The organism is Streptomyces durbertensis (assembly GCF_014156695.1).
GTDB lineage: Bacteria > Actinomycetota > Actinomycetes > Streptomycetales > Streptomycetaceae > Streptomyces > Streptomyces durbertensis.
Window position 1 is genome coordinate 1 of the sequence record NZ_WMLF01000729.1, and the last position, 1,517, is coordinate 1,517.

4 protein-coding genes are annotated in these 1,517 nt (G+C 71.3%); all 4 read left to right on the forward strand.

Annotation, left to right across the window (positions count from 1 at the left end; all coding sequences use genetic code 11):
* Positions 1–129: 129 nt before the first annotated feature.
* Genes GL263_RS26330 through GL263_RS26345 form a run of 4 tightly spaced genes read left to right on the forward strand, consistent with a single transcriptional unit; the run spans position 130 to position 1,334 of the window.
* Positions 130–474, forward strand: a complete 345-nt coding sequence (locus GL263_RS26330; protein WP_182858242.1) for a hypothetical protein — start codon at positions 130–132, stop codon at positions 472–474.
* Positions 471–848: an RRQRL motif-containing zinc-binding protein gene (locus GL263_RS26335; protein WP_182858243.1), complete on the forward strand. Its 378-nt coding sequence runs from the start codon at positions 471–473 to the stop codon at positions 846–848. The genes GL263_RS26330 and GL263_RS26335 overlap by 4 nt, the downstream gene beginning before the upstream one ends.
* The gene (locus GL263_RS26340; RefSeq protein WP_182858244.1) at positions 841–1,158 is read left to right on the forward strand and encodes a hypothetical protein; all 318 of its coding nucleotides are present in this window, start codon (positions 841–843) and stop codon (positions 1,156–1,158) included. The genes GL263_RS26335 and GL263_RS26340 overlap by 8 nt, the downstream gene beginning before the upstream one ends.
* A gap of 2 nt (positions 1,159–1,160) precedes the next feature.
* Positions 1,161–1,334 carry a pRL2-8 gene (locus tag GL263_RS26345; RefSeq protein ID WP_182858245.1) on the forward strand — a complete coding sequence of 58 codons (174 nt, stop codon included), beginning with the start codon at positions 1,161–1,163 and terminating at the stop codon, positions 1,332–1,334.
* Positions 1,335–1,517 lie beyond the last annotated feature (183 nt).

The following is a 1,517-nucleotide window of genomic DNA, read 5'->3' on the forward strand; positions in this document are numbered from 1 at the left end:
GATGCGGAGGAATCAACCGAGTCACTGACAAATCAGTCGCCCTCTGATCAGGGCGAACACCCCGACTCACCCCCCGCACACACCGCCGACCCCGGTACCGGCCACGCCGACTCGCCCGGACCGACTGTCGTGTCTGAGGCACCGTCGACGACGCCCGACTCGACCGACGACCCGGCCCCGCAGGTCGAGGCCGACTCTGAGCCGGGGGCGCCCTCCAGGGCGTTGGTCGTGGCGGCGGAGCAAGCCGACGCGCGGCGGGTGATCGGCCGCATCCCACCCTCGGCGCGCACCCCGAACCGCCCCAAGCGCAGCCGGGACGAACTACTCGCACAGGCCCGGACCGCGACGGCCGACTGGCCGGACGAGAAGCTGACCGCCAACGCCATCCGGCTTGAGGTCCGCACCTCAGCGGAGAACGCCCGCACCCTGCGGGACACCCTCCGCGCCGAACGTGAAAGCGCGTCCGTCGGATGAGCGGATCCGACGGCGCCTGCTTCGGTATCCCGACCTACCCCTGGCGGCTGGCCCCGGATGGCTACGCCACCCGTCGCCAACTCCGCGCGCAAGGGCTGCGGCCCGGCGGTCAGGACGTGGCCGCTCAGCTTGAGCGGCCGCGCCGTCGCCGGGGCCCGTTGGTCGCCTACCTCTACCGCGTCGACGCGGCGAAGCCGGTTCGGCCGATGACTCCGGCCAGGTGGGCGGCGCTGGCCAAGGCCAACGCCGCCCGCCGCGTCTGCCCGGTCTGTCGGCGTGATGCCGGATACGTCATTCCCCCGTCGCTGGGCGCTTGCGTGCCCTGCGCCTACCCCGACCCGCACGGGTCTGATGGGAGCACACGAGGTGAGTAGTTCGGAGATGCGGCGTCTGGATCGGGAGATCCGGAAGGCCACACAGAAACTGGAAGCGGTCCGCCGGGGCGAGTGGTGGCCGCTCAACGGTCGTGAGCGGCGGGCGATGACCCGTGCGCTGGCTGGCGGCTCCTACCGCGCCGCCCGCGGCCGCGACCTCGGCGGTGCCGAAGAGCAGGTCGACACCACCGCCTCCGCCGCCGAGACCCGGCTGACCGCCGAGCTGAACGCGCTGTACGGCGAGCGGCAGCGGCTGATCACCGAGCAGGCCCGCACCAAGGCCGCGAAGAAGAAGTCCGGGTGGTGGTGAGCATGGCCAACCCGTTGGAGACGCCGCCGGGTGAGTGCCCGCAGTGCTGGCAGCACGCCCACGACCCCCGCGCACACCGCCACTTGAAGCCGCGCGAGGACTGCCCGGAGTGCGTCGACCACATGGACAACGGCCACCCCTACCTCGTCCCGAAGAAGCCGTCGCGCTGGTGGTAACCCCCGGCGTGACCAGCACCGTCACGGCCGAATAGGTCGACGTCACATCGCTTGGAGGGGTGGCCGTTGCCCTGCCACGGTCCCGGCCACCCCCACAGCCTCCCTCTTCAACTTCCGCCCCCGCTGGGGCAGTCAGGAGACGTTTCCATCATGGGTGACAACGTCGTTCACCTGCACAAGAAC